Origin of the sequence: Bacillus sp. RCC_6_1 (assembly GCF_041360755.1) — a bacterium.
Classification (GTDB): Bacteria; Bacillota; Bacilli; order Bacillales; family Bacillaceae_G; genus Bacillus_A; species Bacillus_A cereus.
Window position 1 is genome coordinate 141,460 of the sequence record NZ_JBFUPV010000011.1, and the last position, 26,239, is coordinate 167,698.

Consider the following 26,239-nt stretch of genomic DNA (forward strand, 5'->3'; position numbering starts at 1 on the left):
TTTTACAACAATCATTCAAACTATAAAGGCACCTCCAAAATATGAAGAAGGTTATAACCTTTTAATACTTCTCTTCTACCTTTAATTCTTTACTATACTTTTGAATGAAAACTGATGAAATAACCATTACTATGCCCACACTAAAACCAATAAGTTGATCTATTAACATTTCATCATGAATAAACCAGCGAAGTAAAAATACGCTACCAAAAATAAACATCATAATAAACCCAGTATGCCTAAGTCCTTTATAGACATTTTCCATATGTATCACCTCTTCACATAATATTACACCATACAACCATCGAGTAACCGTATCGTCCTCTGACAATATGCAGCTACCTTTTGATCATGTGTAACAACTAGCACTGTTTTTCCTTCTTTATTAATCTCTTGTAAAATACTCATAATTTTCTCCCCATTTTCTTGATCAAGAGCACCAGTCGGTTCATCAGCAAGTATAATTTTTGTATCTTGTGCTAAAGCCCTTGCTATTGCTGTTCTTTGCTGTTCTCCTCCTGATAACTCGTAAGGATATTTGTTAATATGCCTCTCAAGCCCTACCATTTTCAGCATTTCTTTTGATATTTGCATACGTTTCTTATGAGAAATTCTTCTATATATAAGCGGAAGCATTACATTTTCAACAACTGTATAATCATCTAATAGCGAAAAGTTCTGAAACACAAATCCAACTTCCGTGTTTCTATACTTATGATAATTTGACTTGAATGTACTCGTATCCATTCCATCTAAAAAATACTTTCCAGTAGAGGGGCTATCAATTAAGCCAATAATGTTAAGCAAGGTTGATTTCCCAGAACCAGATGGTCCCATAATGGCTATCATTTCGCCTTTTTCTATTGTAAGATTAATATCTTGTAAAGCACTAAAATTACTCTTTCCGTATCCCTTAGCCACATTTGCGAGCTGAATCATCTATAACACCTCTTTCATATATGTATTTTTTATTTTTAGTACATTGAAATAAATGATTGCATATATAACGAGGATCATTACAAGTGATAAAGCACCTATAACAACCAATGATTCTATAGAGACTTTTAACGTTCCAAAGAAAGATACTATACTATTTTCTAGCCCTTTCTGAATTTCAATTACTCCGCTATTCTCCCATTGAAAATACATTATGCCTATACATATCGCTAAAACGAATAGCAACATATACTCAATAATAAATGGAAGACATATTTGAAAAGTGCTTGCACCTAACGCTGATCTAATAGAAATATTTTTACGCTCCATATAAAGTGCTGCCATTGATGTTAATACAATAGATAGAAATGAAAAAAATAAGACTGTACCGCTTAATAATAAGGGGTATGACATATTATCAATACCTTGTTTTTCGTTTTCTAACAATTTATTCGGATTTGTAACATAATACGAATAACCCTTACCTTCTGTTACCTTTAATACTTTCTTTTGAAGTTCATTTATATTTATCTTATCATTTGTTTCTATAATTAACCCATTGTATAAAAGTTCTACACTATAGAACTCTATTTCTTCTGTTCCAATTGGTAAAATCGCCATGTCATCTAATAATGTAATACGATTATCCGATATTTCACCACTTCGAGGATATGTAAATGGTGAATTTTTTTCTAAAAAACCAATTACTTTTAGCTTCATTTTTCCAGATGGTATAACATCACCAATAGATACCTTTTCTATATAATTAGCCCCTAATATAACAGGTCTAATATCAAATACTGATTTATGAAATTCCGATTCCTCAAAATATCTTCCTTGTGAAATTCGTATACGAAAGTACTTATTAATATCTTTATCAACAATAAGAGTCTTTATCGTTCCATTTTCTTTTTTTAAACTAAGTGAATAGTTACGGAACAGATAATTAGTTTTATTTGTTATTGGTATCATATTAGATAACCCTTGCATGAAATGTTGATAATCATTTTTCGCTTTTTCTTCGCTAAACAAGGTTATATCTTGCGTCGCATAAAGTTCATAGAAATTTTTATGAGTCGATAAATTATTTGCTACCGTCATCATTTTTCGATATCCCGAAAGATTACTAACAAATTCTATTGCTGAAGAAAATGCAATAATTAAAGAAATTACTATAATCAAACTTGGTAACAACCGTTTTTTCACAGACCGTATAGAATCAAATATAAAAAACATGACGACCTCCTACGTTCTTAAATGTTTTCCGGGATATATATTTATAATGTGCTTGATTGGAATTACAGTAACAAAAATTGTAAGAAAAATTATAAAAATAACATTGCATATCAATACATATAGTGTTAACGGTTTTACTAAGTATGTCTGAAAATAAGTATGAATTGTTCCCGAAAATATTTCTAACGTAATAAAAACTAAGAACATCGCTGCTAGAGAAATAAACAAAATTTGAATATATAGTTCGCAGTAGATAGATATATTAGAAGCACCTACTGCTTTTTTTAATGAAATCTCTCTTTCTTTTTTATAAATCCAAAATAAAACCGCAGAAATGCCAGAAACAATTGCAACAAGAATAAATTTATAATAATACTTATTTGCTGGATCTATATGTGTCACATGTAGTTCTTGAAGATCTCGTTTATTCAGCATTTGAACATCTCCCGAAAGCACTTCTTTACTCCTACCCATAAACTTTTTTATTTCGTTATGAATAGATGATGTAGGATTAACAACTGTTAATTGTAATTGTTTACTCTCGATAATACCTTTTTTAGATATAGTAGGTAAGTTTTGAAGTGGAACGTATATGCCTGCTACACCGACGTCACTGTCTTTTCTTGATATAGTTCCTATTTTTTTATATGTATTATCAAATTCATATAACTCCTCTACATTCGTTTGATCGCCAACAACCATATCGTTTACATTTTCACGATGAAAATATTGTCCTTCAGAAATATATGGCTTCCAATAATAATCATCTTTTAAATTCACAGCTATGATCTTTGTTGCCCCTGAACTATTTAATGCTTTTAAATGCTCTACATAAATATCACTTTTAACAAAAGTATCTTGTATGAAAGGAATTATCTCTTCCAATTCAGTTGCATTCGCTATCGGAACAGTTAAAACTTGGTTCTTCTCTGGAAAACCGATTTGAAAAGCCGATATAAAGTTTCGTTTAGACTCTGTTAAAAGTGCGGCTATTGATATAGAAAGAAAAGAAATAAAAAATGACATAAGGAGAATTAAGAAAAACAGTTTATTGCTTTTTATATTTTTAAAAGCTAGGTACATGTCTGTGCTCCTTTTAAATAAGAAGGAGATGATGAACATCCCCTTCTCCTTATCTAAATATTTATAAAGACAACTGTTTAATGCTTTTTACCACTGCAATCGTAAGTTACCATTACTATCAAAAGTACCTTTGTGTGTATCTTCTTGATAGTCATTATTCTCATTTGCATAATGCTCCGAGTATAGTCCTTTTGCACCAAAGGCGTTATATGCACCATTACTCACAGTTGCGTTTAATGCTCTTCCAGATTCATGGGATCCTAATTTGTCTGAAGCGCTTTCAATATATGAATTATTTCCATTTGATTTAATAAAAGAAATTGCTACTGAACAACGAGATGCATTTTGATTCGTAGTAGTTTGAGCTCTGTAAGATAGTAGGTTACCGCTTTTGTGACCGCTTAGAGTTGGATAGAATGCACTTGTTGGATGTTGCTAATAATACTAAAGTCGTAATTGAAAAAACTTTTCCTTTCATTAACAATCACCTCATAAATTTAATAGTTTAGTAGCGCTACATCATCATAATATCCTTCAAATAAATTCTCCTCAACAAGAAACCCCGGTGTTTTACAAACTCTTTAAACACTTAAACATTCATACATTTTTAAAAAGTAACGGATAAGCAAGCAATACAAAAAAGGCTGCAGAGAATTTCTTCTCCGCAGCCTAATACTTATTTTTGCAAGAACGCCTTTAAATCTGCAAACTGTCTCTTTGCATCTTCATAGCCTTGCTCGTATAAATTTTGTAGTTTTGCTGTATCTTTTTCCATACGATCTACTTGAAGCGGCACTTCTGGGCGAATAACAAATAAATTACCAGCTTGCTCTTCTTTTTCAATATAGTGAAGTGTTTCATTATACACTTCATAACGATTGAGCATCGTGTTAACAAGATTCGGATATTTTTTATAAGCTTTCGCAGCAACCCACCCAAATCTTGATTTTTTCTTTGCGTAACCGTGATTTCTTGTTAAAATTACGACTGATTTTTTAAATCCATCTTCCTGTGCTTTACGAACTGGAATCGGATCTGAAATCCCACCATCTAATAATTGCTTACCACGGTAATTTACTACCGGTGCAATGAAAGGCAATGAACTAGACGCTTGTAATAAATTTAGCGCATCATCATTCGTTCCTTCTTTTTCAAAATAAACAGATTGCCCAGTTTCACAATCCGTCGTTCCTACAAGGAAACGTTCTGGGCTATTAAAGTATGTTTCAAAATCAAACGGAACATGCTTTTCTGGGATTTCATGAAAAATGAAATCCATATCAAATAGTTGACGTTTTCTCCATAAGTTTTTATACGATAAATATTTCGGATGTGATGCATAATCAATATTGACCGTTTTATTTCTATTTCTTTGTCTGGAAAGATACGACGCTGCATGACAAGCACCAGCTGATACACCGATTACATATGGAAAATATAAATCTTGTTCCATAAAGTATTCTAATATCCCGCCCGTGTACACACCAAGCATACCGCCGCCTTCTAATACTAACCCCGTATTTTCAAGCATGTTACTCTCTCCTCTATATATATTGACTCTTTAATTATTCACCATGTTAAGTATCTTTTTCTATTATATATGAGTTCTTTCAGAAATTATATTTAAAAGACTTGAGAAAAAGGAGTTTTTTCTTCCAATTATATTTCCAAATGATCGGAGACATCCTTTATAAACCTTTGGATAAAGTCTTGCTCTTCTTTCGTATATCCATCTAAAAGTAACAACCACTTTTCTTCAGCTTGCTTATGCAATTTTTCATGAGCTTTATATATTTCATTCCCACTCTCCGTTAAGCTGAAGAAGATTTCTTTTTGATTATCTAACATTTGCATCTTCTCAACGAATTGCTTTTGAAACAACTTTGTACAAATTTTAGAGATTGCTCCCTTCGTCATGCCCATTTCTGTCGTAATTGCCGTTACATTCATCAAACCATTTTTTCCGATACATTCGATTACATGTAACTCAGATAAAGACATACTACTTACGCCTGTCTCACGAAGAAACTTCTCATTTTGTCGTTTTAAATATTCTTCTTTTTTATGCAAAAGTGTACGAATGTCCGAAAGTATTTCCATTTGCTTCGTTGCATGCTTCAATCCGTTCGCCTCCTAAGTTTCCAAAGAAACAATTTAACTATATACCATTTTAAAAACATTTTTTCATCTTTACAAGTAAGAAAATCATGTTAAAATAAATTTAGTTTCCAAGGAAACCAAATCACAAGGAGGTTAACATGATGAAAAAATCTAAACTAACTCTTATTTTATATGTTGTCTGTATTAGTGCCTTATTCGGTTCCTTCGCGCAAAATATTTACACACCTATCTTACCGATGATTCAAAATTCTTTTCACACTTCTCTTTATCTTGTAAATGTAACAGTTTCACTTTTCACATTCGTTCTTGCAATTATGCAGCTCGTATATGGACCTTTAATTGATACAAAAGGAAGAAAATCTGTCCTTATTCCTAGTTTAGTCATTAGTACAATTGGTTCAATCGGATGTGCTTTTTCGGCAAACATTTATTTATTTCTCTTTTTTAGAGCTGTTCAAGCTATAGGAATAGCGGCTATACCTGTAGTTTCAGCAACGATTATCGGCGATTTATTTGAAGGAAAAGAACGCGGAGAAGCGATGAGCCTATACCAAATGTTACTTGCCCTCGCACCTGCAATGGCTCCACTCATAGGTGGTTATCTTGGCAGTATACATGGTCACTTATCTGTATTTCTCTTTTTATCTACACTTGGCATTATCTTATTAATTATAAACATTTCACTACTTCCAGAAACAAAGCCAAATGTAATTAAGCGATCTAAAGCACAAAAGAATTACTCTCTTATCTTAAAAAATAAAACTGGATTTTCTATTACTCTTATTGGCTTCATTCAATTTTGTATTTACTTTTGCTTTCTCGTTTTTTTACCGAGTATTTTAACAAATTCATTTCATTTAACTGTAAATAAAATTGGTCTTATGTTTGTACCAATGTCTCTTTCTATCATGCTAGGAAGTTTTTGCTACAAGTTTTTGCAAAAACGCCTCACAACAAAGCAAGCTTTATTTATTACGAGTTTCTTCAATATTATATGTGTCGTTTTATTCTCTTTCACATATAGCATCAATATCCCCTTCATCATTATCGTTACATCTTTGTACGGTTTTAGTATGGGACTTTCTATGCCAACTCACACTACTTTATTAACAGAAGAATTCGTACAAGAACGCGCAACAGCTATCGGTATGTACAACTTCATCCGCTATCTTGGTATGAGCACAGGACCACTTATAGGTGGATTTCTTTTATTTAACCAAAATTACTTTTGGATTTTCTTCCTAGGCGCAATTATATTTTTACTTGTAATCTTATATGCAATGAAAATGCTAAGTTTTCATGCTGTACAAAAATTAAAATAGAGCCCCAAAAATGTCGGCTCTATTTTACCCTCTTTGATCCGCAACAATATGAATATCAATATACTTTGTCTGTCTCATAATTTCATTTACAATAGAGCCTTTTCGTATTTCTTCCCACCTTGTTCTTGCAGATTGTCCAAGTAAAATTTGCGTCACTTGTAATCTTCTTGCGACTTCAATAATAACATCCGCTGGTTTTCTCCCTTTCGCCTCTTCTAATACAAAACTCGCATCAAATTGATTGGTTAACGATTTCCACTCTTCAATCGTCTGCTTTTTTCCAGCTGAAATGGAATCTATATTTTCCCTCTCAACGTTTAATACGTACAATTCAGCATTTAACCGATCAGCCATGCGCCATCCCCGTCTTATTAATTTCTCCGCTGTTGAACTGTATTGTACACAAACGAGAATTTTTTCTTTTACGCCAATCGGTTCTATTACTGTTTGGCTAATTTTCTCGTCCATATCATCTGCAACTTCTCGAAGTGATAATTCCCTAAGCGCTCCTAAATTATTAAGTGTAAAAAAGTTTTGTAAGCTTTGCTGAATTTTTTCTTCTTTATATATCTTTCCGTCTATTAGTCTCTTCCTTAATACCTCAGGCGTTGCATCAACGAGCTGAATTTCATTTGCTTTTTGTAAAATAAAATCTGGAATTCGTTCTCTTACTTTTACATTCGTAATTTGAGCTACAATATCATGAACACTTTCTAAATGTTGAATATTAAAAGCTGATAATACCGATATACCAGCCTCTAACAATTCCTGCACATCCATATAACGTTTCTTATATTTAGAACCAGGAACATTACTATGCGCAAGTTCATCCACTACGACTACTTGCGGCGCGCGTTTTTTTATTCCTTCCACATCAAGCTCATAAAATACCTTTCCTTTATACTGTATTTCTTTCAAAGGAACTTTTTCTAAATCAGCAATTGCTTCTTCCGTCTCTTTTCTTCCATGCGTTTCAATTAAACCAATTACAATATCAATTCCATCTTTTTTCATTTCCCTTGCATCAAAAAGCATTTTATAACTTTTTCCTACGCCTGGAGCTGCTCCTACATATAGCTTTAACTTTCCGCGATTTTGCTGACGAATATATTCTAAATATTCCTCTGGCGTTCGCCTTTGAAACTTCGGTTCATAATCATCTGCATACAAAATAAACACTACCTTTCATTCGAAACAACGCTACCTCAATCCGTTAGATTGAGGTAGCACTGTTACTATTTCATTAATTTCTGTAATGCCAAATTTAGCTTTAAGACGTTCACTCGATCTTCTCCAAATAAACCAAGCGCAGCGCCTTCCGTTTGATCCTTAATTAATTGATTAAGCTTTTTTTTTGGAATATTCGTTAATTTCGAGATGCGATCTACCTGTACGGAAGCCGCCTTCGGACTAATGTCAGGGTCAAGTCCTGAACCTGAATTCGTCACTAAATCTATCGGTACTTCTGTAACTGGCACACTTGGATTTTGTACCTTCCAATCTGCAATACTTTTCTCTACTCGTTTCGCTAAATCTGGATCAGACGGTGCATAGTTATTAGACCCTGATGCTTCTGCTTTATATTCTATACTAGAGACACGCCCTTGAAAATAACGTGGATCCGTGAAGTTTTGACCAATTAATTTAGAACCAATCACTTCATTTTTATCATTATATATTAGACTTCCATCCGCATTATCCTTCATCACTGCTTGTGCAATACCAGTAACAATAAGTGGATATACAAGTCCACACAATACTAGAAATGTAAAAGTAATACGGATAATTGGTGATAGTATACTTTGTTTCTTCTCCATCTTTTTCCCCTCTTCCTTATATAAACAAGCCGACAATCATATCAATTACCTTAATTCCAATGAACGGAACGATAACTCCACCAAGCCCATAAATAAGTAAGTTTCGGCTAAGCAATGCATTAGAACTCATCGGTTTATATGCAATACCTTTCATCGCTAACGGAATGAGTAATGGAATAATAACAGCGTTAAATATTAATGCTGATAAAATCGCTGACAGTGGTGATGTTAATTTCATAATGTTCAATGCCTCCATTTGCGGAATCGCAAGTGTAAACATTGCTGGAATGATTGCAAAATATTTCGCTATATCATTCGCAATACTAAACGTCGTTAAAGCACCTCGCGTCATTAACAATTGCTTACCGATTCCTACAACCTCAATAATTTTCGTTGGATTCGAGTCTAGATCAATCATGTTGGCCGCTTCTTTCGCTGCTGTCGTACCACTATTCATTGCTAATCCAACGTCCGCCTGTGCTAATGCTGGAGCATCATTTGTACCATCACCTGTCATCGCTACAAGTTTCCCTTTATCTTGCTCTGCTTTAATAACAGCAATTTTATCTTCCGGTTTACACTCGGCAACGAATTCATCTACTCCAGCTTCTTTTGCAATCGTTGCTGCCGTTAACGGATTATCACCTGTACACATAACCGTTTTAATCCCCATTTGGCGTAACTGTTCAAAACGCTCACGCATACCCGGTTTTACTGTATCCTTTAAATAAATTAAACCGTAAATACGATTATCTACTGCAACTACAAGTGGTGTTCCACCCTCTTTTGAAATTAAGTCTGCTTTTTGATTTACATCTTTCGGAATTATTCCGCCTTGTGACTCAACCCATTCAATAACGGCACCTACAGCACCTTTTCTCACTTTCGTTCCGTCTTGTAAATCAACACCACTCATTCTCGTTTCTGCTTTAAACGGAACAAACTCACCTTGTTCTGCAAGTTCTCTATTGTATGATATAGATTTTCCCTGCACATACTCGATAACAGATCGACCTTCTGGTGTTTCATCTAAAACAGAACTAATAGCGGCCCACTTTCCAACTTGCTCAATCGTTTCATTTCCTACAGGCAATAATGTATGAGCCATCCGGTTCCCAAAAGTAATTGTACCTGTTTTATCTAAAATAATTGTATTAATATCGCCAGCAGCTTCTACTGCTTTCCCCGACATCGCTAACACGTTAAACTTTGTCACACGGTCCATCCCAGCAATACCAATTGCCGATAATAGCCCACCAATTGTCGTTGGAATTAAACAAACTAATAATGCAACTAGCACAGCAGTATCAATTTGAAACCCTAAATAATTTGTAAAAATCGGCAACGTCACAACGACGATCAAGAAAATAAGAGTTAAGCTCGTTAATACTGTATTTAAAGCAATCTCATTCGGCGTTTTTTGACGAGCAGCTCCTTCTACTAAAGAAATCATTTTGTCTATAAATGATTCACCAGGATTACTCGTAATGACAATTGTAATTTCATCACTTACGACCATCGTTCCACCTGTTACGGAACAAAAATCACCGCCTGCTTCTTTTATAACAGGAGCTGATTCCCCTGTAATTGCAGATTCATCTACAGATGCTAATCCTTTGATTACTTCGCCATCATTCGGAATCATTTCTCCTTGTTTTACGATAACAACGTCACCTTTTGTAAGATCAGTTGCTGAAACTTGGACAATGTCTCCATTTTCTTTTACAACATTTGCAAACACATCTTTCTTCGACTGCTTTAAAGAATCGGCTTGCGCTTTACCACGACCTTCTGCTAATGCTTCTGCAAAATTCGCAAATAAAACTGTAAATAATAGAATGAGAGAAACTGTTATATTAAACCAACCTGGTATACTACTAGAACTACTTGGAAGAAAAGATAAAATGAACGTAATGATAAATCCAATTTCCACAACGAACATAATCGGATTCTTTATCATGACTTTCGGATTCAATTTCGCAATGGATTGCTTCATCGCATGTGTTACGATATCACGATCCATCGTTTTCGCTTGTCTAACTTCATCTTCTACAGCATGTATTTGTGACTCATTTAATTGTTTTTCTTTTACTACTACCGGTCTCATCATTTACCCTCCATTACTTCAATGTAAGAAATTCTGCAATTGGTCCGAGTACTAACATCGGGAAGAATGTTAATGCACCAACAATTACAATTGTTCCGATGAAGATGCCACCAAATAAACTATTATCTATACGGAACGTTCCGACTGTTTCTGGCACTACCGTTTTTTCTTTCAACGAAGCTGCTACAGCTAGCATCGTAATTAAACTGAAGTAACGTCCTAAAAACATAACTAAACCAGTCGTAATATTCCAAAACGGTGTATTATCTCCTAATCCTTCAAATCCAGATCCGTTATTCGCAGCTGACGATGTATATTCATATACAACTTGCGTTAAACCATGAAAACCGGAATGAGAGATAGCATCCGTCCCTAAATTTGTTGAAAGAGCTAATGCCGAAAAGCCTAAAATGAGCAATGGATGAAATAAAATCGTGACCGCAATTAATTTCATTTCCTTACCTTCAATCTTTTTACCTAAAAACTCTGGTGTCCGTCCAACCATCAATCCAGATATAAAGACTGCGATAATTGCATACATAATAATGTTCACAAAGCCTGCTCCAACGCCGCCATATACTGTATTTAACATCATATTTACGAGTGGTACTAAACCACCAATTGGTGTTAACGTATCATGCATCGTATTAACAGCACCTGTTTCCGCAGCAGTCGTTACTGTCGCATAAAGGGAAGAAAATACTGTTCCGAACCTCACTTCTTTTCCTTCTGCACTTCCTTGTACATGCTGGATACCCATTTCGTTTAATACTGGATTTCCATGTAATTCAGATGTCGTAATTGTGATAAATCCTAGTAAAAACATCATGAATAGTGATACGAAAAGGATACGACCTTGCTTTTTATTTCCTACCATTCGTCCGTACGTAAATGGAAGTGCTGTTGGTAATAACATCATAAGCATCATTTGCAAAATATTACTCATTTGTCCTGGATTTTCAAAAGGATGCGTAGAGTTTGCTCCGAAAAATCCACCGCCGTTATTTCCAAGTTCCTTAATGGAAACGAATGATGCAACAGGTCCACGTAATATACTTTGTTTTGCCCCATCAATCGTTTGTGCTGTAACCGCTCCATCTAACGTTTGCGGTACGCCAAGTGCGACAAAAACTAGTGCCGCAATAAATGCGATAGGAAGAAACACTCTCGTTAACGCTCTCGTAAAATCAACGAAAAAGTTACCAAGTTCTTTTCCAGCAAGTCCTCTTATAAAAGCCATAACGAGCGCCAATGTCGTTGCTGGTGCTGCGAACATTAAAAATGTAATCCCGATTAATTGTGATAAATAGGATAAACCATTTTCACCGCTATAATGCTGTAAGTTTGTATCAGCCATAAAACTAATCGCTGTATTAAAAGCGAGCGTAGGCTCCATCCCTTCAATATGCGCTGGATTTAGCGGCAACACACCTTGTAATCTGAAAATGAAATATACAATAACAATCATAAATCCGTTGAGTAAAACTAATGATAATGCGTACTGTTTCCACGTTTGATTGTATTCTTTTACACCCGTAATTTTAAAAATAAGTTTTTCAAAAGGCCCGAATACTTTATCTAGCTTTTTGCTACCTTGAAAAGCTTTTTCTAAATAAATCCCCGTTGGCTTTGCTACTAAAATAAACAAGAGCATTGTAATAATGACTGCAACCCAAATCATAATGAATGATTCCCCCTAATTAAAACTTCTCTGGATTTAATAATGCATACACTAAATACACTGTAATTGCTGCGACAATAACCGATAAGACAATCATCATGATTGCTTTCCTTCTTTCACAACTTTATCTGACCAACTTGCAAGACTTGCCATTGATGCAACTAATAAAATAAAAATCCCGACCATTACAACATCTAACATAGCTATCCCTCGCTTTATTTTTGTTAAAATTTACCATTTAAATTTTAAAAAAGAACACTGAGCTCTACTCAGTGTTCAAAAAATGAACAACAAAAAGTAAACCTCCTCTCTAAACGCTTACGAGGTTAGCTGTCGGATTCGGGCCTAAAGAGTAGCCCTACTTTCAAAACTGAAAGATTCACCCCAAGTGACGATGCACAAAATTGGTTCCCCCGCTCCATTTCTGGAACTCAGCGATTTTAGGTTTTTTTGGAAATTTTATGAATGATTTATGAGAGTAAATATACTCCTCTATATTTCACTTGTAAAGGGGTAAATTACTGAAAATAATAATATTTACATCCATTTAAACGCTTACATTGAAGGTTATTACTATTATTTCATCTATTTTCTTTATTTCTCTTCTCTTTTCTTAAAAATGACCTTTTAAATATGAAATAAAAAGAGCGAATGAGATGAAGTGCATAGCTTGTTGCACTCAGCATTCGCTCTTTTTTATTCAGCCTTTATTCTCCTCGTAAAAATGCACGTAAATTTCTCCCGCGAATATAAACTTGTGTCAATTCTGCATGTAGCTGCTCATACTCGGTAATATCCACCTCTAAATACAAAGCATCTTTTGATGGTAATATAATATACGGCCCTGGAAAAAGGGGATCGATCTGAACCAATTCTTGAACTCGCTCTACCGATACTGCCCAACGATTTGCTATATCTCCAAGTAATAGTACCTTCATCATTTCTTCCCCCGCCCTATTCAAAAAATAAAAAAGAAATATTATTACAATTTGTAAACACGACAAACTTAGCTCCAATTGTTTCATAGAGCCTCGCTGGATATCGTTTATTCCTTGTAACAACAGTAATAGGTGCTTGAAAAGAAAAGCGAATGTGTTCTGTGAAAAAACTAACGATTGGAAGCTCATCCCCTAGTAAAATCACCTTCTTAATACACTCACAAATACTAGTAAAGTCCTGCTCCTTACTGCAGCTATAAGTCCAATCAAACCCACAATTCCTAACTTCAGCCGCTATCTCTTCATTTGCTGTAAAAATAATTAACTCATGTTGAAATGATACTAGATCTCTTAAACTATCTACCTTACTTTCTTCTCCAACACAAATAAGTGTTAGTTCCATGTACCTCATCCTCCTTAGTATAAAAGAAATCAAACATAGATTGATATTCCCCTATACTAATCAGACCGATGAAGTGATGTATCCATCATGGCACCGTCCTCTCTCAAGACGCTTACGAAGTTAGCTGTCGGATTCGGACTTTGAGAGTAGCCCTACTTTCAAACTTGAAAGATTCACCCCTAGTGCCTACGCACAAATTGGTTCCTCCGCTCCATATAATTGGACTCAGCGTTTACAAAAAAATGTATTCTGGCTGATATATTACTCCTGTATTTTGAAAAAGTAAACAGAAAAAAAGCCAGTTATAAAACTGGCTTTTCACTTACCTATGCACGCGTTCTATTCACTTTATATGCAAAATGATTCGTCGGCCCATGACCACTACCAATATTCAATGGCTCTTCAATTGCTATACGAATAAATCGTTTTGCTTCTTGAACAGCATCTTCAATTGAGTATCCTTTCGCAAGTCCTGCTGTAACCGCTGAAGCAAATGTACACCCACTTCCATGCGTTTGCTTTGAAGGAATTCGTTCGCTTCTAAACTCAATAAATTCTTCTCCATCAAAAAGGAAATCAATTACTTCATTACCTTGATATTCTGCATGTCCGCCCTTCATAAGCACATATTTAGCACCTAATTCGTGCAATACTTTTGCAGCTTCCTTACTGTCTTCAACATTATGAATCTCTATCCCAGTTAACACTTCTGCTTCTGGGATATTCGGTGTTATAACAGTTGCTACTGGTAATAAATATTCTTTTAATGCTTGAACTGCTTCTTGCTGTAATAATGATGCACCGCCTTTTGCAATCATAACGGGATCTAGCACAATATTATTCCAGCCAAACTTTTTAATTTGTTCTGCAACAATTTGAATTATTTCACTACTAAATAACATTCCTAGTTTCACTGCATCTGGTGTTAAATCCGTACCAATTGAATTCAGCTGTTCTGTAATACCTTCTAACGGAACAGGATATACCCTTTGAACGCCAAGCGTGTTTTGAGCAGTAATTGCCGTAATAGCCGTCATTCCGTATACACCAAGCTCTTGGAATGTTTTTAAATCTGCCTGAATTCCAGCACCGCCGCCGCTATCAGACCCTGCAATTGTTAAAGCTTTATTTACTTTCATCCCACTCATCCTTTTCTATCCAAAATAGCGATGATAAATCGTTTTTGCTTCGCTTATATCTTTCGTTCCATGTACGAGCACACGGCCATCTTTAAAGGCTACTAACCTCTTGTCTTCAACAGAAAATGATAGTAAATATGGATTTACATTTAAATCATTCACACGACCTTCCAACAACTCTTTATATTGTTCAAAATTCATTTCCTCTTTATGAGGTGGTCTAATTTGAACTGTATTTCGCCCGCATAAAACTGCTGTTTTTGATGTGTTCTCTTTATTTAAATACGGATATAATGCATTCTCTCCGCATGAAGGACAATTATGCTGGCGAAGCTTTTGCACATTCATACATGAATACTCATTCTTCCACATATCAAACGATACAATCCCATCTCGAAGTGATTCGTAATCTTCTACTAACAGTTTAAGAGCTTCTGTTACTTGATGAGAAACGACAAGAGATACAGCCGGTGATATAATACCCGCTGTATCACATGTTGCCCCGCCAAGCGGAATCGACTGTAATAAACATGATAAACATGGTGTTTTACTAGGAAGGATTGTGTAAGAAAGACCGTAACTACCTACACATGCACCGTAAATCCATGGAATAGAATATTTTTGTGCTATATCATTCACAATAAAGCGTGTTTCAAAATTATCAGTCGCATCAATAATTACATCAACATTTGTAACAAGTTCTTCTAGCTCTTCAGCTGTTACATCTTGAACGAGAGCTTCTATTGTTACATCACTATTAATCTCTTCTAAACGTTTTTTAGCCGCTATAGCTTTTGGAAGATTATTCTTTACGTCGCTCTCTGCATACAATTGTTGTCTTTGTAAATTACTCCAATCTACATAATCACGGTCAACAATTGTTATCTTGCCAACACCTGCTCTTACAAACATCTCTGCATTTGCACTACCTAATGCACCTGCACCAATAATAAGCACATGCTTTTCTCTTATCTTTTGCTGTCCTTCTTCTCCAATTGGAGAAAATAGTTCTTGGCGAGAATATCGATTATTCAACTACGCTCATTCCTTCTAAAGGACTACTTGCAGTTGCACAACGCTTACGTGCAATACGACCTGCTTCAAATCCTAAACGGCCTGCTTCAATACTTAATTTCATTGCTTTTGCCATTTTAATAGGATCTTTTGCTCCTGATACAGCTGTATTTAATAACACGCCATCTGCTCCTAATTCCATTGCAAATGCTGCATCAGCTGGGCTACCAATACCGGCATCAACGATAACTGGTACTGTCGCTTGTTCAATAATGAAGCTCAAATTTAATGGATTTACAATACCAAGTCCTGATCCGATTGGAGATGCTCCTGGCATAATCGCATGCACGCCAAGCTCTTGTAATTTACGTGCTAATACAACATCATCAGATGTATACGGAAGTACGATAAATCCTTCTTCCAGTAACATTTCAGATGCCTTTAACGTTTCTACCGGATCAGGTAATAACGTTCTATCATCACCAATAACTTCTACCTTTATCATGTCACAAAGCCCAGAGGCTTTTGCTAATTTTGCAATACGAACAGCCTCTTCAGCGTTTTTTGCTCCTGCTGTATTTGGTAATAACGTATATTTTTTCACATCAAGTTTCTCTAATAAATTAGGTTGCTTTGCATCAAAGATATCCATACGACGTACTGCAAACGTTAAAATTTCAGCTTCAGAAACGTCAATTGCCTTTTGCTGTACGTCAAAATCAGGGAATTTACCTGTTCCTAATAAAAGTCTAGAATGAAATGAAAATGGTCCAATGTTTAACATAATCAACCGCCTCCTACGAAAGTTACAATCTCAATTTGGTCTCCATCAAAAACAGATGTATCTGTATGATCATCTTTTTGTAAAATATCTTTATTACGCTCTACTACAACAATTCTGTTATCTAACTCTAAATGTGTAAGTAGCTCAGCTACTGTTTTTACACTCGCTGGCACTTCAATTTGGTTACCATTAATTTTTAAATTCAAACTTCCATCCCCTTTCTAAACGCTTCTAGAAAGCAATGAATCTAGCAAATGATTTTCTTGCTTTCCTTCTATTAAATCAGCCATATATTGACCAGAAATAGGGCTTAATAAAATACCGTTTCGATAATGGCCCGTGCAAGCATATAAACCTTTTATTTCTTCATGCTCTCCCATATAAGGAGCTTCATGATTCGATTGTGGTCGTAATCCTGCCCACGTGCTTTCCCATTCTGCTTCTTTTAAAGCTGGCAATATTGTATAAGCACGCTCTAATATAGAAGTTATACTTTCTGGCTGCACAGTTTTATTGAACGTATGTGGCTTCATTGTTGCCCCAATTACGTAACGTCCACCGCGCTTTGGAGTAATGTAAAATCTTTCTTGAAAAATAGGTGCTTTTAAAAGTTGTTTTCTACTTCTTACCGCAACCACTTCTCCTTTAACTGGATATGTACCCCAATCACGATGAAAATAACTGAGTAACTGCGTGCTCCATGAACCTCCTGCAATAACGACTTTCTCACATGTGACAATACCTTCACTTGTAATAACTCCAGTCACTTTATTATTTTCAATACGGATATCAAATACTTCTGCCTGTTCATATATATCAGCACCGGAAATTGCCGCAGAATGTGCGAATGCTTTCGTAAGCTCTGGTGCAATAACATGACCGTCTTTCGGATAATATACTGCTCCTATAATAGATTCAGATAGATGTGGCTCTTTTTCCCGCACATGGTCTCCCGTTAGAAAATAAGAATCTTCACCTGTTTTCTGCTGCCAATCCATAATGTGAAGAATTCTTTCCTTCTCATCTTCATTTTGAGCAATACGATAAATTCCTTTTTCTTCATATCCAATATCAATACCCGTCTTTTCACGTAAAACTGCTGCAAGTTGTGGAAATATAGCTCGGCTTTCTCTAGCAAGTTCAAATAGCGGATCATACGCATCCCATTCTGCCTGAACACCAAGTAAACCAGCAGCTGCTTTGGAAGCTTCCGATGCAATACTTTGCTTCTCCACAATCGCTACTTTATGTCCTCTTTCTGCTAGAAAATGTGCAACTGAACTGCCAATTACACCACCACCAATAATCGCTACATCATACTTCTCACACATGTTTTTCCGCCCACTTTCTTATTGATTCCTTATAAGATTTCGCATTGCTATACGGGTTACTACTACTTACAATTCCAGACATAACTGCTATACCACTTACACCGTTAGTAAGAACATCCACTGTGTTTTCTGGGGTAATTCCTCCAATTGCTGTAATCGGTATAGATAAACACCTTGCAATGTCTGAAATTTCTTCAAGCCCTCTCGCTGGCACACCTTTTTTACAATCTGTCGGAAATACATGGCCATAAACGAGTGAATCCGCTCCATTTTTAAAAGCTACTATTGCTTCATCTAGCGAATGCACAGAATAACCGACATGCAAATACGAAAACTTTTCTTTCACTGACTTTACATCTGTACTTCGATATCCTAGTTGAACACGAGGAATATTTAATAAAATTGCAATATCAATTCGATCGTTTATGACAATTTTAGAAGCCGGAAAGCCCTCCATTAATAGACTTTCCACACCTTCATATAATTCCTTCGTACTCTTCTCACGCTCACGAATATGCAAATAATCAATCTCACTCTCAATTTGCATCGCTACATTCACTAACTCTTCGAATGGCATATGGCCATTTGAGATTACGTGGAGCTCATTTTTCATATTCATTCGCCTACTTTAAAATATTTTCGAATAGTTCATCGGCTGGGACGGTTTCTTTCGTCATTCCTTTGTCCTTCAGCCACTTATTTTGTTTCTCCCAAGATTCTTTTGAATCTGATAAAAATGGCTCATCTTTCGTTTCCATCTTCTCTAATAAAATTTTCATACTTTCCTTTTCAACTTCTGGCACAAGTGGGAAGTTTTCTTTTTCTTGATGATTTAATAAAATATTCAATGCTTCATCTGGGTTTTTCTTCATGAAATCATAGCCTTTTTTCGTACCGCGTAAGAAAGCTTGCAACGCTTCTTTATCTTTTTTCAACGTTTTATCACCTGTTACAAACACAAGCTCATGGTAGTTTGGTACTCCGTAATCAGCTGGATTAAAGTACGCTGGTTCATGGCCTTCATGACGCATAACAGGTACTTCATGGTTAATGTATGCCCCTGTTACCGCATCTACTTTCTTCGTAATTAATGCTGGTACTAAATCAAAGCCAACATCTACTACTTTCACTGTATCAGGATTACCACCAGCTTCTTTTACCATCGTTTTTAAATACATCTCACTTAATGGTGTTCCAGAGTATCCTACTGTTTTTCCTTCTAAATCTTTCGGTGATTGAATGCCCGCTGATTTCAGTGATACAACATGATTTAATGGTGAACGTACGACAGCCCCAATTGATTTCACTGGAATTTGCTCATTCGCTCTCGCCATAACAACATCTGGCTGATAATACAAGCCAACTGTCACCTTCCCTGCTGCTGCCAGCGTTAATGGATCAGTCGGATTAGAAGGGAATTTAATATTTACCTTTACACCTTCTTCTTTAAAGTATCCTTTTTCAATTGCTGCATAGATAAAGCTATGTACCGCATTTGGATACCAATCTAACATAACTGTTATTTCTTTCTCTTTTTTACTTTTGTCTGATGCTGAATTACTCGAACATCCTGCAATTATTGCAATTAATAATGTAAACACAAAGATGCGCTTTAAAAATTTCATGAATACTTCCTCCAACTAATGAATTTCTTTTCTAATATGGAAATAATTACGACGAAGAAAATAGCTAATAATGATAACAATACAATAGGTGCAAATACGCCAGCTCCATCTAACTGCGTCATCATTCTCTTACTGAAATATCCAAGCCCAGCTTGTGCACCGAGCCATTCTCCAATTGCTGCTCCGATAACACTAAGCGGAACTGCAATTTTTAAAGCTGAGAAAAAATAAGGAAGAGCAGACGGCAACTTTAATTTAAGAAAAATATCTCTTTTTGTTGCTCCATATGTAACTAAGAGCTCCTCCCATTCTTTTTTCGTACTACGCAGTCCATCATACGTATTGACCGCAATTGGGAAAAACGTAATTAAAACTGTGACAACAACCTTACTCCAAATTGTGTATCCAAACCATAAAACAAATAGCGGAGCAAGCGCAGTAATCGGAATCGTTTGTGAAGCAACTAATAATGGATAAAATGCTCTCTCCATCCATGTACTCGCATTCATTAACATCGCTAGCCCTACACCTAATACGATAGAGATAACAACACCTATTAAAACGACGTATAACGTTGCAGGTAAATGAACTGTAAATAATATGTCTTTTAGTTTCCATATCTTCATTACAATCGCAGAAGGTGACGGTAAAATGTACATCTCATCTACAATTCTTGCTCCTATTTCCCACACAGCTAGTAAAATACTAGAAAGTGTAATAGCAGGAACTAATTCTTTCAATCGGTTCATCACACAAGTACCTGCCTTTGTAACATACTAAGAAGCTCATCTTTCAGCGCTAATACTTCCGGTTTATATAAATCTTTTCGTGTTCTGTTATGATCAAGCGGTACAGTCCGCTCAGTCAAAGTCGTTATCGGCTGCTGTTCCACTACTAAAACTCGGTTTGAAAGAAATAACGCTTCTTCAACATCATGAGTAATGAATAAAATTGTTTTTTCCCACTCTTGCCATTGTTCAAACAACCATTCTTGCAAAGAGGTCTTCGTTAAAGCATCCAACGAACTAAATGGTTCATCTAACAGCAATATTTCCCCGCCTGTTAATAAAGTTCGAATAAAAGATACACGTTGTCTCATACCACCAGATAAATCTTTCGGATATTTTTTCTCATACCCTTGCAAACCAAATTTATGTAACAGTTCCTTTGCCTTTACTTGTGCTTCTTTCTTCTGTACACCTTGGCACTCTAGCGGCAGGGCAGCATTCTCAATAATTGTTCTCCACGGCAAAAGCATATCTTTTTGCGGCATATATCCTACAGGATGGTGCTTTGTTTCTGTCAGTTCTATCTGTCCAGTACTTACCTTTTCTAGACCTGTAATAAGGCGAAATAAAGTACTTTTCCCACATCCACTCGGTCCGATAATACTGACAAACTCTTTCTCATGTATAGAAGCATTTAATTCATGGATGATTGGTTTCTCATCGTAATGAAAAGAAACATTATGAAACTGTAGTATGTTCTTGCTCCTCAAATCCCCACATCTCCTTACGATAGGACATATCCCAGAATAAATATTCAAATCGACTGGAATATAAGAAAATCTCCTCTAATCTTTCTAGTTCTGTCTCAGACTTTCCCACTGCCATTTCATTTAATAAATCTATTAACCAAATACACAGATTACCGTATTCTTCCGAACTATATCCTTGAATCCACTCACCAAAAAACTCATGATCTCTTGCTCCAGGAATATCATTTAAACGCTTTCCAATTTCCCAATAGCTCCACATACATGGAAGAAGCGCTGCTATTAATTCCGCAAGTGTGCCATTTTGAGATACAGACATCATGTAATTTGTATAAGCTAAATTTTTAGCAGATGGTTTCGCAGACTCTATCTCCTCTATAGAAATTCCAAGTCTTTTTGCATATTGTTTATGGATTGTCATTTCGCCATTTAATATTCCATCAATTTGTTCAGCGAACTTTCCCATTACTTGTGGATTCGTTGCTTTTACAACACCAATCGCATATAACTTTGCATAATCTAGCAGATATAAATAATCTTGAATAATATAATACTGGAATTTACCTTTTTCTAACGTGCCATCTCCCATACCTACTACAAACGGATGATTATGACTCATCTCCCAAACCGGTTGCACAGTTTCTAATAATCTATCGCAAAATTTCATTTCTCTATCCCCTTTCAATATATGTATCTAAATAAAAAACCACTTCTATATATAAGAAGTGGTTACAGCAAATAAAGTTATACATTTATTCGATGTTCCACTTCCCTTCGCTAGTATTACCTAGATCAGGTGTTGTAAGGGTTAAGGATTATTCCTCTCTCAGCAAATCAAGCACCCCTAGTGGTTTCAATATGAAATTTTCAAATAAAAAAGCCCCGTTTCTATACGCAAAGAAACGGGGACTCATTGTTAGTGTCCGAATTGCTTCCCTACGCTAGCATAATCTAGATCAGGTAATAAAAAGGATCAAAGGCTTACGGCCTACTCTCAGCTGGCAACACCAGCTCTCCTAGCAAACTATAAAATTATCACTGTCAGTATAACACCCTAATAAGACATCATCAACTTTTTTAATTTTCTTAATTATTAACAGAATATCAAATTTATACAATACATACATTCTATTTTAGAAAATAAACCCCCAATTAATTGCATAAGAAGGAATCATTATCCTCAAAAAATTTATTTTTATATTGATTTCATATTACATTTATGTGAATACACCCACTATATTATATCTTTATACTATAATAAAATTACAACTATACAACTAGAGGAGGTCTCTATTCCATGAATATGAAAGCTACTGCTTTAACAGCAACTACTGTAGCGATTGCTTCTTTACTTCCTTCTATGGGTGAAACAAATGTACAAAAAGCAAACGCTGAACAATTATCTAATATTAAAACTGGGTATGTCAAAGTCGATCAAGTAGCATTACATACAGAAGATAACGTAAAAAGCACATCAATTGATACAATTCGCTTTAATACAAAAGTGAACATCCTTGAAACAACTAATGAGTGGTATAAAGTATCTGTTCATAATAAAGTAGGTTATGTACAAAAAGATGCTATTTTACTAAAAAACAAACTTCATTCTAATGATCAATACATCGTTAATGCTAATGCATTAAACGTTCGCTCTGAACCTAATTTAGAATCTTCCATTTTAGATGTATTACCAAATGGCAAGTTTATTACCGTTCAAGAAGATCAAGGCGAATGGTATAAAATATCGCATAATGGCCAAACAGGTTACGTACAAAAAGCATTCATCTCTAATGGTTCACAACCCTTAGTAAAAGGAATCACCGTTCAAAATAATACAAAATATACTGTTGCAACACCTAATCTAAATGTACGTAGCAACGCTAGTACAAGTAGCGCTCTACTCGGTTCATTACAAAACGGTACACAAGTACAAGTAGTAGAAACTGTAGGAACTTGGTATAAAATTCGTTTTGGCACAGGATACGGATATGTAGCAAAACACTATGTAGTACAAAATCAACCACAAGCTAAAACTGATCAACCTTCATCAATTCCAGCTGCTTTCAAATTCCCTGCTCAAGGAAGAATTAGCTCAACCTTTGATATACGCTGGGAACAAATGCATTATGGTATAGATATTGCCGCTCCAGGAAACGTCTCTATCCAAGCTGCTGCTGCAGGTAAAGTTGTGAAATCTTATTATTCAGCTAGCTATGGCAATGTTGTTTTCATTGCGCATCAAATCAATGGGAAATTATATACAACTGTTTATGCTCATATGAAGGATCGCACTGTACAAGCTGGTGATCAAGTACAAACTGGACAATTAATAGGTCATATGGGAAACACAGGTCATTCATACGGGCAGCATCTTCATTTTGAATTACATAATGGAGAATGGAATTTTGAAAAAACAAATGCAGTAAATCCACTGCCATATTTAGTTAGGTAAATTGTATGCCACGCAATATACCTCTTATAATTGAATACGTAGCCTTTTTAGGTTTAATCTGTTGTTTAATCATTTACAATACAAACATTGTATTTTTATCTATTATTATTGCTTTTGTTGCATTAGAAATTATGATGGAATCATTTCAAGTGCAACTAAAACAAAAAATTGCCCATATTTATAATGCTATTTTTCTTTTGAGTGCTCTCATAACAAATATAATTAGTAATGGCTTTTATTTATCTACTGTATTTCCAGTATTCTTTATGGCTGTTTTATTATTTGTAGCTAGATATATTAATGTCCCTTATAACCAAAAACAAAAACAAGAACAAGAAGCTTAGAAAGAGGAGACACTGTGTTCCAATCTTTCAAAGATACTCCAATAAAATACATATTGAATTTGTATAAGAAAGCCAATACTTTTTTTGGTATACAAGGAAGTTATACTGAACAACTTCTCCTATATGGAATGTTTTTTCTTGTCTTAATCACTTTCTCTTTGTTTTACTAACAAAAAAGGATCTCACATAAACTGGAGATCCTTTTTAATTTATATTAATTTTTCATATCGAAAATATTGTTTATCCACAAGCATATTTTTCATAAATAAAGCTCAGATTATATTTTTTCTCTAAGCTCATTCGTTGTTCGTCATCGCACCAATAGAAAAGAATATCATGAATCGTTGCGTAACGCTTATTTTTAAGAAATAGCCTAAAGAATGATGGTAAACAATCATGTAATTGTATAAATATATAATTGCGTAGTGTTTCTTCTTTATATTCAATGCCCTTACAAATATACAGTAATTCTTCACAATAATATGCATGCTGTGGAACTTGTATCATTTCGAAAAATGGCACATAAGATAGTAGCTTTCCAATAAAATGACCGTATCGATCCATTACTCCTATCGTCATATGCTCCATCATTTCTTTCATCACATATAAATAATCATCTACATGCGTTGTCTTTAATGGGTCTAAGCGATCGGAAATTTGAGATAATACAGCTCTTTGACATGCTAAAACTGCCTGACTAGGTCCATAATATGATAGGAAATCTGTACACTTACGATATTTCCGTAATAAATCATGTGTATACAAATCATATACAAAAGTATTACAATACATTGCTAAACTCATCATATCACTATTTAATTGCTCTTTTGATAATGATTTCGCTCTCTTGCACATATAAAAAAATGTAAATTCCAATACTTCTTTATGAGATAATAAATGTTTACAATCGGTTATACACTTCTCATTAAATTTAACTCTATCCCAAATTTCAATATCCCTATCTGTCAATTCACCTATACGATATTTAATAATTAAATAATTTAAAGCAACTGATTGCGTCAAAAGATCCCATGTTTCATATTCCAATGAAGTATGAACAAACTCAGCTAATCCTTGCGCTATCATAAAATCATTTGCCTCTTCATACCAACCAATCTCTTGGCATAAGCGAAGAATACGCACTAAAGTTGGAATTTCATCTTTATGAAACTGCGGTAATTTCTTTGCTTTATTCATGCCATATACGATAAATGCCGCTAAATTTTCTTCTTTATAAAATTCTTTTTCTTTCCATACTAATATAGTTCGTTCTTTCCCCTCACCTTTTGGGTGACAAGGTACAAGCAAAGAAAATAATTCAGCGAAATTATTTGGTTCTATATATGTATCTGTAACCAAATTCCAATTTGGATCGCCCTGTACAGCCTTCATATAATTCCCCTTCCCTTTTCATCTATGTAGGAAATATTAATTTATTATCGCACCACTAAAAATTAATATTGTTATATTCAAAATCTATCATAATACTTATATCTATCAGTATATCATCTTTTCTCTTATTAAAAATTAAGAATAACAAATTTTAAAAAAATGTCGAAATTATTAACCGTATCCTTATTATATAATGTCTCAGATACATCACGCTAACATATTAGTTTAATCCATATATGCTAGAATAATGTATCTGAAATTTATATATAATTTAGCTCTTTATGAGTGACCATTAAACTCTCGGTTAATTAAAGTTTCAATTTACTCTGTACGCTCTGAGATTTCACTCAAGGCAAATCCAGCTTGATCATCTGCTGATTCCCTTATAGCTAAATCTCCTAGTGCTAACATGCCAATAAGTTGACCACTATCAACTACTGGTAATCGTCTAATTTGATGCTGTGCCATTAGCTCTGTAGCTTTTTCAATAGAATCATTTGGAGAAACTGAGATAATATTTGTTGTCATTACATTTGTAATTTTATTAGATCCAGGATGTTTTTCAGCAATCCCTCGAACGACTAAATCACGATCAGTAACAAGCCCAACAACTTGCTCATTTTCAACAACAGGAATTAATCCAAGTGATTCTTCCTTCATTTTAACAGCTGCCTCATATACATTGTCTAGCGGTGTACAATGTACAATATGGGTACTCATTAAGTCTCTAACTCGTGTCATTATTTATTTCCTCCTTTTTATACATACCATAGCTTTTCCAAAATTCCTTTATTTATTTCTGGAAAGTAACGTAATAAAAAGGATTAACAAAATAAAAAAGAGCCAGCATAATGCTGACTCTTTTTTGTATGACCCGTACGGGATTCGAACCCGTGTTACCGCCGTGAAAGGGCGGTGTCTTAACCACTTGACCAACGGGCCATGGCTCCGCAGGTAGGACTCGAACCTACGACCGATCGGTTAACAGCCGATAGCTCTACCACTGAGCTACTGCGGAA

29 protein-coding genes, 2 tRNA genes, 1 pseudogene and 4 riboswitches are annotated in these 26,239 nt (G+C 35.0%); of the genes and pseudogenes, 3 read left to right on the forward strand and 29 right to left on the reverse strand.

Annotated features, from left to right (window positions below; genetic code table 11):
- Window positions 1-61: 61 nt before the first annotated feature.
- The 7 genes and pseudogenes from AB6801_RS24140 to AB6801_RS24170 all read right to left on the reverse strand — a co-directional run bounded on the left by AB6801_RS24140 (window position 62) and on the right by AB6801_RS24170 (window position 5,376).
- Window positions 62-265, reverse strand: coding sequence for a hypothetical protein (locus AB6801_RS24140; RefSeq protein ID WP_000432806.1), 204 nt, complete (start codon window positions 263-265; stop codon window positions 62-64).
- A gap of 23 nt (window positions 266-288) precedes the next feature.
- Window positions 289-939, reverse strand: a complete 651-nt coding sequence (locus AB6801_RS24145) for an ABC transporter ATP-binding protein (RefSeq protein WP_000615295.1) — start codon at window positions 937-939, stop codon at window positions 289-291.
- Complete coding sequence (locus AB6801_RS24150) at window positions 940-2,172, reverse strand: ABC transporter permease (RefSeq protein ID WP_000465073.1); 1,233 nt, start codon at window positions 2,170-2,172, stop codon at window positions 940-942.
- A 9-nt stretch (window positions 2,173-2,181) separates the two neighbouring features.
- On the reverse strand, window positions 2,182-3,255 hold the full coding sequence (locus AB6801_RS24155; protein ID WP_097998776.1) for an ABC transporter permease: 1,074 nt from the start codon (window positions 3,253-3,255) through the stop codon (window positions 2,182-2,184).
- An 87-nt stretch (window positions 3,256-3,342) separates the two neighbouring features.
- Window positions 3,343-3,733 (reverse strand): annotated as a pseudogene (locus AB6801_RS24160) (hypothetical protein).
- A 198-nt stretch (window positions 3,734-3,931) separates the two neighbouring features.
- Window positions 3,932-4,786 (reverse strand): patatin-like phospholipase family protein, encoded by an 855-nt coding sequence (locus AB6801_RS24165; RefSeq protein ID WP_370941187.1) that lies wholly within the window; start codon window positions 4,784-4,786, stop codon window positions 3,932-3,934.
- Between the two features lie 128 nt (window positions 4,787-4,914).
- Complete coding sequence (locus AB6801_RS24170) at window positions 4,915-5,376, reverse strand: MarR family transcriptional regulator (RefSeq protein WP_000679683.1); 462 nt, start codon at window positions 5,374-5,376, stop codon at window positions 4,915-4,917.
- A gap of 140 nt (window positions 5,377-5,516) precedes the next feature.
- Between AB6801_RS24170 and AB6801_RS24175 the strand changes: the two genes are divergently transcribed.
- Window positions 5,517-6,698, forward strand: a complete 1,182-nt coding sequence (locus AB6801_RS24175) for an MFS transporter (protein WP_097998778.1) — start codon at window positions 5,517-5,519, stop codon at window positions 6,696-6,698.
- Window positions 6,699-6,722: 24 nt separating this feature from the next.
- On the opposite strand, the gene kdpDN is transcribed toward AB6801_RS24175, so the two are convergent.
- From kdpDN to tenA, 18 genes are all read right to left on the reverse strand, one after another.
- Window positions 6,723-7,877 carry a KdpD-like non-kinase potassium sensor gene (kdpDN, locus tag AB6801_RS24180; RefSeq protein ID WP_001999108.1) on the reverse strand — a complete coding sequence of 385 codons (1,155 nt, stop codon included), beginning with the start codon at window positions 7,875-7,877 and terminating at the stop codon, window positions 6,723-6,725.
- Between the two features lie 56 nt (window positions 7,878-7,933).
- Complete coding sequence (kdpC, locus tag AB6801_RS24185) at window positions 7,934-8,515, reverse strand: K(+)-transporting ATPase subunit C (RefSeq protein WP_097998779.1); 582 nt, start codon at window positions 8,513-8,515, stop codon at window positions 7,934-7,936.
- A gap of 16 nt (window positions 8,516-8,531) precedes the next feature.
- Entirely contained in the window at window positions 8,532-10,622 is a 2,091-nt protein-coding gene (kdpB, locus tag AB6801_RS24190; protein ID WP_001247992.1) for a potassium-transporting ATPase subunit KdpB, read from the reverse strand.
- 13 nt (window positions 10,623-10,635) lie between these two features.
- On the reverse strand, window positions 10,636-12,303 hold the full coding sequence (kdpA, locus tag AB6801_RS24195) for a potassium-transporting ATPase subunit KdpA (protein ID WP_370941188.1): 1,668 nt from the start codon (window positions 12,301-12,303) through the stop codon (window positions 10,636-10,638).
- 19 nt (window positions 12,304-12,322) lie between these two features.
- Complete coding sequence (kdpF, locus tag AB6801_RS24200; protein WP_000973728.1) at window positions 12,323-12,403, reverse strand: K(+)-transporting ATPase subunit F; 81 nt, start codon at window positions 12,401-12,403, stop codon at window positions 12,323-12,325.
- Window positions 12,400-12,504, reverse strand: a complete 105-nt coding sequence (locus AB6801_RS24205; RefSeq protein WP_000887894.1) for a SipW-dependent-type signal peptide-containing protein — start codon at window positions 12,502-12,504, stop codon at window positions 12,400-12,402. Before AB6801_RS24205 ends, kdpF begins: the two co-directional genes overlap by 4 nt.
- A 100-nt stretch (window positions 12,505-12,604) precedes the next feature.
- Window positions 12,605-12,750: riboswitch (cyclic di-AMP (ydaO/yuaA leader) on the reverse strand.
- 260 nt (window positions 12,751-13,010) lie between these two features.
- Entirely contained in the window at window positions 13,011-13,244 is a 234-nt protein-coding gene (locus tag AB6801_RS24210; RefSeq protein WP_001985933.1) for a hypothetical protein, read from the reverse strand.
- A 13-nt stretch (window positions 13,245-13,257) separates the two neighbouring features.
- A complete protein-coding gene (locus AB6801_RS24215; protein WP_061654754.1) occupies window positions 13,258-13,644 on the reverse strand; it encodes a hypothetical protein in 387 nt (128 codons plus the stop codon).
- A gap of 93 nt (window positions 13,645-13,737) precedes the next feature.
- A riboswitch (cyclic di-AMP (ydaO/yuaA leader) is annotated at window positions 13,738-13,885 on the reverse strand.
- Between the two features lie 85 nt (window positions 13,886-13,970).
- Window positions 13,971-14,783: a bifunctional hydroxymethylpyrimidine kinase/phosphomethylpyrimidine kinase gene (gene thiD / locus AB6801_RS24220; RefSeq protein WP_370941189.1), complete on the reverse strand. Its 813-nt coding sequence runs from the start codon at window positions 14,781-14,783 to the stop codon at window positions 13,971-13,973.
- A gap of 15 nt (window positions 14,784-14,798) precedes the next feature.
- Window positions 14,799-15,818, reverse strand: a complete 1,020-nt coding sequence (gene thiF, locus AB6801_RS24225) for a thiazole biosynthesis adenylyltransferase ThiF (RefSeq protein ID WP_097998782.1) — start codon at window positions 15,816-15,818, stop codon at window positions 14,799-14,801.
- Window positions 15,811-16,581, reverse strand: a complete 771-nt coding sequence (gene thiG, locus AB6801_RS24230) for a thiazole synthase (RefSeq protein WP_016117182.1) — start codon at window positions 16,579-16,581, stop codon at window positions 15,811-15,813. Before thiG ends, thiF begins: the two co-directional genes overlap by 8 nt.
- A gap of 2 nt (window positions 16,582-16,583) precedes the next feature.
- Entirely contained in the window at window positions 16,584-16,787 is a 204-nt protein-coding gene (thiS, locus tag AB6801_RS24235) for a sulfur carrier protein ThiS (protein ID WP_001049502.1), read from the reverse strand.
- Between the two features lie 15 nt (window positions 16,788-16,802).
- The gene (gene thiO / locus AB6801_RS24240) at window positions 16,803-17,912 is read right to left on the reverse strand and encodes a glycine oxidase ThiO (protein WP_097998783.1); all 1,110 of its coding nucleotides are present in this window, start codon (window positions 17,910-17,912) and stop codon (window positions 16,803-16,805) included.
- Window positions 17,905-18,525: a thiazole tautomerase TenI gene (tenI, locus tag AB6801_RS24245; RefSeq protein WP_088070443.1), complete on the reverse strand. Its 621-nt coding sequence runs from the start codon at window positions 18,523-18,525 to the stop codon at window positions 17,905-17,907. Before tenI ends, thiO begins: the two co-directional genes overlap by 8 nt.
- Before the next feature lie 10 nt (window positions 18,526-18,535).
- Window positions 18,536-19,537 carry an ABC transporter substrate-binding protein gene (locus AB6801_RS24250; RefSeq protein ID WP_000670416.1) on the reverse strand — a complete coding sequence of 334 codons (1,002 nt, stop codon included), beginning with the start codon at window positions 19,535-19,537 and terminating at the stop codon, window positions 18,536-18,538.
- Window positions 19,534-20,286: an ABC transporter permease gene (locus tag AB6801_RS24255; protein ID WP_001080856.1), complete on the reverse strand. Its 753-nt coding sequence runs from the start codon at window positions 20,284-20,286 to the stop codon at window positions 19,534-19,536. Before AB6801_RS24255 ends, AB6801_RS24250 begins: the two co-directional genes overlap by 4 nt.
- Window positions 20,286-21,035, reverse strand: coding sequence for an ABC transporter ATP-binding protein (locus AB6801_RS24260; protein WP_097998784.1), 750 nt, complete (start codon window positions 21,033-21,035; stop codon window positions 20,286-20,288). The genes AB6801_RS24255 and AB6801_RS24260 overlap by 1 nt, the downstream gene beginning before the upstream one ends.
- Window positions 21,004-21,699 carry a thiaminase II gene (gene tenA, locus AB6801_RS24265; protein ID WP_097998785.1) on the reverse strand — a complete coding sequence of 232 codons (696 nt, stop codon included), beginning with the start codon at window positions 21,697-21,699 and terminating at the stop codon, window positions 21,004-21,006. The genes AB6801_RS24260 and tenA overlap by 32 nt, the downstream gene beginning before the upstream one ends.
- A gap of 85 nt (window positions 21,700-21,784) precedes the next feature.
- Window positions 21,785-21,888: riboswitch (TPP riboswitch) on the reverse strand.
- Window positions 21,889-21,948: 60 nt separating this feature from the next.
- Window positions 21,949-22,060: riboswitch (TPP riboswitch) on the reverse strand.
- A gap of 269 nt (window positions 22,061-22,329) precedes the next feature.
- Between tenA and AB6801_RS24270 the strand changes: the two genes are divergently transcribed.
- Both AB6801_RS24270 and AB6801_RS24275 read left to right on the forward strand, forming a co-directional pair.
- Window positions 22,330-23,484 (forward strand): SH3 domain-containing protein, encoded by a 1,155-nt coding sequence (locus AB6801_RS24270; protein ID WP_001056031.1) that lies wholly within the window; start codon window positions 22,330-22,332, stop codon window positions 23,482-23,484.
- Window positions 23,485-23,489: 5 nt separating this feature from the next.
- Window positions 23,490-23,828, forward strand: coding sequence for a hypothetical protein (locus tag AB6801_RS24275; protein WP_001137824.1), 339 nt, complete (start codon window positions 23,490-23,492; stop codon window positions 23,826-23,828).
- A gap of 240 nt (window positions 23,829-24,068) precedes the next feature.
- Here AB6801_RS24275 and AB6801_RS24280 read toward each other — a convergent pair whose 3' ends face one another.
- The 4 genes from AB6801_RS24280 to AB6801_RS24295 all read right to left on the reverse strand — a co-directional run bounded on the left by AB6801_RS24280 (window position 24,069) and on the right by AB6801_RS24295 (window position 26,238).
- Window positions 24,069-25,220, reverse strand: a complete 1,152-nt coding sequence (locus AB6801_RS24280; RefSeq protein ID WP_000648912.1) for a DUF3965 domain-containing protein — start codon at window positions 25,218-25,220, stop codon at window positions 24,069-24,071.
- 321 nt (window positions 25,221-25,541) lie between these two features.
- On the reverse strand, window positions 25,542-25,961 hold the full coding sequence (locus AB6801_RS24285) for a CBS domain-containing protein (RefSeq protein WP_097998786.1): 420 nt from the start codon (window positions 25,959-25,961) through the stop codon (window positions 25,542-25,544).
- Between the two features lie 129 nt (window positions 25,962-26,090).
- Window positions 26,091-26,162: transfer RNA gene (locus tag AB6801_RS24290), tRNA-Glu, on the reverse strand.
- A gap of 1 nt (window position 26,163) precedes the next feature.
- Window positions 26,164-26,238 (reverse strand) — tRNA-Asn (locus AB6801_RS24295).
- Window position 26,239: the final 1 nt, after the last annotated feature.